Source organism: Kineosphaera limosa NBRC 100340 (genome assembly GCF_000298215.1).
GTDB classification, from domain to species: domain Bacteria; phylum Actinomycetota; class Actinomycetes; order Actinomycetales; family Dermatophilaceae; genus Kineosphaera; species Kineosphaera limosa.
On sequence record NZ_BAHD01000027.1, the window covers coordinates 22775 to 28861 of the forward strand.

8 protein-coding genes are annotated in these 6087 nt (G+C 71.6%); 3 read left to right on the top strand and 5 right to left on the bottom strand.

Features of this window, described 5'->3' with window-relative positions:
• The first annotated feature begins 112 nt into the window (after positions 1-112).
• Positions 113-781, top strand: a complete 669-nt coding sequence (gene phoU, locus KILIM_RS09090) for a phosphate signaling complex protein PhoU (RefSeq protein WP_006592371.1) — start codon at positions 113-115, stop codon at positions 779-781.
• Between the two features lie 102 nt (positions 782-883).
• Here phoU and KILIM_RS09095 read toward each other — a convergent pair whose 3' ends face one another.
• From KILIM_RS09095 to KILIM_RS09105, 3 genes are all read right to left on the bottom strand, one after another.
• A complete protein-coding gene (locus tag KILIM_RS09095) occupies positions 884-1627 on the bottom strand; it encodes a phosphoglyceromutase (protein ID WP_006592372.1) in 744 nt (247 codons plus the stop codon).
• 9 nt (positions 1628-1636) lie between these two features.
• Complete coding sequence (locus KILIM_RS09100) at positions 1637-2305, bottom strand: type III secretion system chaperone family protein (protein ID WP_157551609.1); 669 nt, start codon at positions 2303-2305, stop codon at positions 1637-1639.
• A gap of 61 nt (positions 2306-2366) precedes the next feature.
• Entirely contained in the window at positions 2367-3695 is a 1329-nt protein-coding gene (locus KILIM_RS09105; protein ID WP_040562808.1) for a glycosyltransferase, read from the bottom strand.
• A 267-nt stretch (positions 3696-3962) separates the two neighbouring features.
• Here KILIM_RS09105 and KILIM_RS09110 point away from each other — a divergent pair, with 267 nt between their 5' ends.
• Positions 3963-4784: a class I SAM-dependent methyltransferase gene (locus tag KILIM_RS09110; RefSeq protein WP_040562800.1), complete on the top strand. Its 822-nt coding sequence runs from the start codon at positions 3963-3965 to the stop codon at positions 4782-4784.
• A gap of 72 nt (positions 4785-4856) precedes the next feature.
• On the opposite strand, the gene KILIM_RS09115 is transcribed toward KILIM_RS09110, so the two are convergent.
• Both KILIM_RS09115 and dtd read right to left on the bottom strand, forming a co-directional pair.
• On the bottom strand, positions 4857-5210 hold the full coding sequence (locus tag KILIM_RS09115; protein ID WP_040562801.1) for a DUF2516 family protein: 354 nt from the start codon (positions 5208-5210) through the stop codon (positions 4857-4859).
• Positions 5211-5298: 88 nt separating this feature from the next.
• A complete protein-coding gene (gene dtd, locus KILIM_RS09120) occupies positions 5299-5721 on the bottom strand; it encodes a D-aminoacyl-tRNA deacylase (RefSeq protein ID WP_006592377.1) in 423 nt (140 codons plus the stop codon).
• Here dtd and KILIM_RS24360 point away from each other — a divergent pair.
• Positions 5696-6087, top strand: a 392-nt coding sequence (locus KILIM_RS24360) for a hypothetical protein (protein WP_040562802.1), incomplete at its 3' end; no start/stop codon positions are given. The two genes, dtd and KILIM_RS24360, sit on opposite strands and share 26 nt — an antisense overlap.

A 6087-nucleotide genomic window follows, 5' to 3' on the forward strand; every position in this document is an offset into this window, starting at 1 on the left:
CCTGTACGCTCATCGCCCGCAAGACGACTACTGTTCACCTAGGCGGCGGGCGCAGTTCACCGACTCCTGCCAGGGTCTTGCACGGCTCGACCCACAACCGGAGAAGGACACCATGCGCGACGCGTTCCACGAGGATCTCGACAAGATCTCTGACAGCTTGGTCGAGATGACTCGGCTGGTCGGCTCAGCGATGAGCCGGGCCACCACCGCTCTGCTCGACAGCGACCTCGGCCTCGCCGAGGGCGTCATCGAGAACGACGTCCAGATCGATGCGATCCGTGACGATATCGACGAGATGGCCGTGCAGCTCATCGCCCAGCAGCAGCCGGTCGCCACCGACCTGCGCATCGTCGTCACCGCCCTGCACATGGCCTCCAGCCTGGAGCGCATGGGCGACCTGGCCGAGCACGTCGCCAAGGTCGCGCGACTGCGCTACCCGCACAAGGCCGTACCGCCCCAGGCCAACGCCACCATCGTCGAGATGGCTCAGATCGCCGAGCGTCTCGTCGCCCAGGCCGGCTCGATCATCGCCGCCAAGGACGTCGACGGCGCCGAGGCGCTGCACGCCGACGACGACGAGATGGACCGGCTGCACCGCGACATGTTCGTCCTGCTCGTCGACGAGGGCTGGGAGGGCGGCACCGAGTCGGCTATCGACGTCACCCTGCTCGCTCGCTACTTCGAGCGCTTCGCCGACCACGCCGTCTCCGTTGCTCGGCAGGTCGCCTACCTGGTGACCGGCGAGTGGGAGCACAAGCGCCGCGTGGGCGCCCCCGCCTGAGCCACCGCGGCCCGAGCCGCCCGAAGCGCACGACAAAGACCAAGACAAGGGCCCCGTGGTCCGCAGCTGATGCGGACCACGGGGCCTTCGTCGTGAGTCGGTCTACTTGCCCTGGTTGGCGACGGCCTCGGCGGCGGCCTTGGCGGCCTCCGGGTCGAGGTACTCGCCGCCGGGAACGGTCGGCTTGAAGTTCTCGTCGAGGCGGTAGACCAGCGGCTGACCGGTGGGGATGTTCAGACCCGCGATGTCTTCGTCGCTGATGCCGTCGAGGTGCTTGACGAGTGCGCGCAGCGAGTTGCCGTGCGCGGCCACCAGCACGACCTTGCCGTCCTTGAGGTCGGGGATGATGTCGGACTCCCAGTAGGGGATCATCCGGGCCACGACGTCCTTGAGGCACTCGGTCTTGGGCATGTCGGCACCGAGGTCCGCGTAGCGCAGGTCACCGGCCTGGCTGTTGGGGTTGTCGTCGGCAATCTGCGGCGGCGGGGTGTCGTACGAGCGACGCCAGAGCATGAACTGCTCGTCGCCGTACTGGTCCTTGGTCTGCTTCTTGTCCTTGCCCTGCAGGTCACCGTAGTGGCGCTCGTTGAGGCGCCAGTTGCGCTTGACCTGGATCCAGTGGCGGTCGGCCGCGTTGAGGGCGGCGTTGGCGGTGTTGATCGCGCGGCGCAGCAACGATGTGTGCACGACATCGGGCAGGACGTCGGCCGCCTTCAGCAGCTCACCGCCCGACACTGCCTCGGCGCGGCCCTTGTCGGAGAGCTCGACGTCGACCCATCCGGTGAAGAGGTTCTTGGCGTTCCACTCGCTCTCGCCGTGGCGGAGCAAAACGAGGGTGTAGGTCATGCCCCAACCCTAGTCCGACAGGCCCCTCTGGGGGTCCGGGTCAGCGGGACCATCGGCCTGGTCTTGCGGCGGTTCGTCACCGCTCGTGGTCTCGGCCGCAGTGGCGTCCGCCTCGCTCCCCTCCAGGAGATGTCGGAACGCCTCGAGGTTGCGCAACGACTCGCCCCGGGAGATGCGCCACGCCCACTCCCGCTTCATCGAGGTGAGGAAGCCGAGCGCCAGCAATTCGTTGAACGGGGCGTCGCTGGCCTCCAACACCGCCCCGAAAAGCAGGTCGAGGCTGCCCGCATCGACCGCCCGCAGGGGCAAGGCGCCCACGACGTAGACGTCGCCCGAGACGTCGATGGCGTAGCCGAGGTTGCCGGCGCGCATCCGCAGGTTGCGGGTGAGCAGGTAGCGGTACACCTCTTCGTGATTCTCGTCGGGATTGCGCACGACGAACGCGGAGACCGACAGCTCCCGATCCCCGGCCAGCAGCGAGACGACGGTCTTGAGCTTCTTCTCCCCCGGCAGCACGACGACGAGCTCGCCGGGGCGCTCGCCGCGCTCGGCCTCCAGCTCGTTGGCCTGCGCGAAATCGAGGACAACCTGCGTGACCTGGGCGGCCGACGGGCTCGTTGCGTCGCTCGACTGGTGTGCTGCGCCCGTCGACGGATTCGGTGGCTCGGATGCGGACACGGATTGCTCCTCGGAGTGCGGGGCGTCCTCGCCCGCCACCTCCGGTCGGCGACAGGTGGGCTCAGACGGCGGCGGCGGCGCGGCGGTGGGCCACAGCCTCACGGTAGACGTCCACGAGGTGTTCGGCCGTGGCGGGCCAGCCGAAGCCGGCCGCGTGCTGCACGGCGAGGTCGCCGAGCCGGGCCCGCTCGTCGGGGTCGGCCAGCAGCGACGCGAGCGCCCGGGCCCACGTCTGCTCGTCGTGATCGGGCAGCAGCACCCCGCCGCCGACGGCCTTCGTCAGACCGCCGACGGCGGCCGCGACCACCGGGGTGCCGCAGGCCTGCGCCTCCAACGCGACGAGGCCGAACGACTCGCTGTGCGAGGGAACGGCCACGACGTCGGCCGCGCGATACCAGTCCGCCAGTTGTGCCCTGGGCACCGGCTTGACGAAGCGCACCCGGTCGGCGACGCCCAACTCCTGCGCGAGGTCCGCGAGCGCGTGAGGGTGCTCCAGCCCGCTGCCGCTGGGACCACCGAGGATGACCACCCGCAGCCGCCGCGCGACCTCCTGCAGGCGGGTCTGGTCTGGCTGCTGCTGCTCATGCTGCCCAGGGGTGTCATGCTGCCCAGGGGTGGCTGCCCGCGCCTCGGCCAGCAGGCGTGCCGCGGCCCGAACGAGCAGGTCGGGGGCCTTGAGCGGCTGGATGCGACCGACGAACAGCACGACGAGCTCATCCTGTGCGAGGCCCACCGCGGCGCGCGCCTGCGCCTGCGAGGGGCCCTGCGGATGCAGCGCGTCGGCTTTGGGGGTGAACAGGTCGAGGTCGACGCCGGGCGGCACGATCGCAACGCGCTGCGGGTCGGCGTCGTAGAGCTCGATGAGTTCGCGAGCCTCGATGTCGGTGTTGGCGATGAGCCGGTCCGCCTCGGCCACGACCTGCGCCTCGCCGATCTCGCGGGTGCGCGGCTCGGGGCGATCCCCGGCCGCCAGCGACCGGTTCTTCACCCGGGCCATCGTGTGCATCGTGTGCACCAGCGGCACCCCCCAGCGCTCGGCGGCAAGCCAGCCGACCTGCCCCGAGAGCCAGTAGTGGGAGTGCACGAGGTCGTAATGCCCCTCCGGGTGCGCCGCGACGGCCCGCATCACCCCGGCGGTGAACGCGCACAACTGCCCGGGCAGATCCTCCTTGCCGAGCCCCTCGTAGGGGCCTGCGACCACGTGCCGGACGAGCACTCCGGGGCTCAACTCCACCGTCTCCGGAAGCGAGGCGGTCGTGGCTCTGGTGAAGATCTCGACCGCGATGCCACGCTGCGCCAGCCGGCGCGCGACCTCGACGACATACACGTTGAGGCCGCCCGCATCGCCGCTGCCCGGTGGGTCCAGCGGGGAGGTGTGCACCGTGAGCATCGCGATCCGTTCGATGCGCGGCCCGGGCTCGCCGGCCCCTGCTGGGTCGGGGTGCTGCGGGGGCGCCGGCGCGCTCGGCTCCCCCAGGCGGGGTGCGTCCGGCTCGTCGCCGATCGTCGTGTCGTCCGTCGTGTCGTCCGTGATGACGGTGCCGTGTGCGACCACTGCGACCTCCTGTGCCGGTAGTGCCCGGGATCCGTTGACGCCAACGACCCGGGAGCCGTCGGCCATTCCCGCTCGTCTCGCGGGTCGGCTTACGCTGCACGGGTGCGCGCTCGACCCGTCGGTGAGGTGACCCGTGGGACCACCAATCCCAACCGGTTGCGCCGCGTCGACCGCTGGATCGCCGGCACGCAGGCCGCCCGGTTGCGCCGGCCCGGCCCCGCTCCGATCGTCGTGGACCTCGGCTATGGGCGCGCCGGAACCACGGCCCGCGAGTTGCACGACAGGCTGCGGGCGGTCCGCCCCGACGTGCAGGTCGTGGGGCTGGAGATCGAGCCGCAGCGGGTCGCGGACGCCCAGCCGTTGGCGCGGCCCGGGTTGAGCTTCGCCCTCGGCGGCTTCGAGGTGCCCCTGCCCGGCGGCGCCTGCGCCAGCGTCATCCGGGCTTTCAACGTGTTGCGGCAGTACGACGAGCCGGCCGTGCCGCGGGCCTGGGCGCGCATGATCACCCGTCTGGAGCCCGGTGGCGTGCTCATCGACGGTACATGCGACGAGGTGGGCCGGCTCGCCACGTGGATCGCGCTCGATGCCGACGGGCCGCGGTCGCTGACCATCTCCCTGGGGCTGCGCGGGCTGCAGCTGCCCTCGCAGGTCGCGCCCCGGCTCCCCAAGGTGCTCATCAGCCGTAACGTGCCTGGCCAGGGGGTGCACGACTGGCTCGCAGCCCTAGACGAGGGGTGGACCCGGGCAGCTCCGCTGGCCCCCTACGGTCGGCGGCAGCGCTTCTTGGAGGCCGTGTCGCACGTAGGCGAGCAAGGTTGGCCGATCATCGGGGGCCGCTCGCGGTGGCGTCTCGGCGAGGTGACCGTCGCCTGGGCGGCCGTCGCCCCGCGGGGCATGATCGAGACCGCGCCGCCCGGCGGATGAGGGCCGTGAGCACGACAAAGGCCACCTGGTCACCGAAGTGACCACGTGGCCTGTTGGCGGGTGCGGCGCCGGTTACCACCTGCCGTAGGGCCCCTGGCCGCCGGAGCCGCTCGAGCCGCGCGAGCCACGCCAACCGCCCCGAGGGGTCACGGCGCGCAGGGCCGGACGGACGTCCGCCAGGTACACCCCGGCGGCGACGACACCCAGGATGCCCAGGCCGAGAACCCGAGTGACCGTGACGAAACCGACCATCGTTGCGACGACGAGGATCGCCACCCAGGCCTGCTTGTTGAGCTTGCCGGCGGCCGTGTAGGCCTTCGCCGGATAGCGCAGCGCGTCGACCAACGCGTAGACCTCGAGCGCGAGAGCGGCGACCCCCAGCGTCAAGAGGATCAGGACCTGCGCGTTACCCAACATGTCGAGCATGCGTCCAAGCATACGAAAGGCGCTGGGGGTTTCCTGGATGTGGCCCGCCCACTGAGCCACAACACGGGCCCGGTGCACGCTCGTGCGATCAGACCTCCACGAGCACGGTGAACGGCCCGTCGTTGACCGACTCCACCGCCATGTGTGCCCCGAAGCGCCCGGTGGCCACGCTCAGCCCGTGCGCGCGCAGGGCGTCCGCGAGGTCGTCGAGCAGCTCGGCCGCCACCGGTCCGGAGGCCGCCGCGCTCCAGGAGGGGCGCCGCCCCTTGCGGGTGTCGCCGTAGAGCGTGAACTGGCTGACGAGCAGCACCTGCCCGCCGGTGTCGACCACGGAGCGCTCGTCGCGCATGATCCGCAGCCCGGCGATCTTGGCCGCGATCGCGCTCACCTGCTGCGGTCCATCGTCTCGGTGGGCCGCGACAAGAGCGAGCAGGCCGGCGCCGATCGCGCCGACCTGCTCACCGTCGACCGTCACGTGCGCGCGAGTGACCCGCGCGAGGACGGCCCGCACTCAGTTGTCGCTCGAGGCGCCCGAGGTCGTGCTCGGGGTGCTCGTGGCCGATGCCGTGGCCGAGGCGCTGCGGCCGGCCGCGGTGGGCCGGGTCGTCTTCGCCGGGGCCTTCTTGGCGGCGGGCTTGCGCGCAGCGGTCTTCTTGGCGGCGACCTTCTTCGCCGCGCCGGAGGCGGGGCGGGTGCTGGCGGGCGAGCTCTTTCCGGCGCTCTTGGGGGCCGTGGAGGTCGAGGTGGACTCGGTCTCCTTCTTGGCGCGGGTCAGCGTGGCCCCGGCCTCGACGCCGCTGCCGGCGGCGGGAACCGGGCGGCTGCGGCCCTCCTCACCGGAGCGGGCGCTGCCGGAGGAGACGCGCGGGCGGCGCGG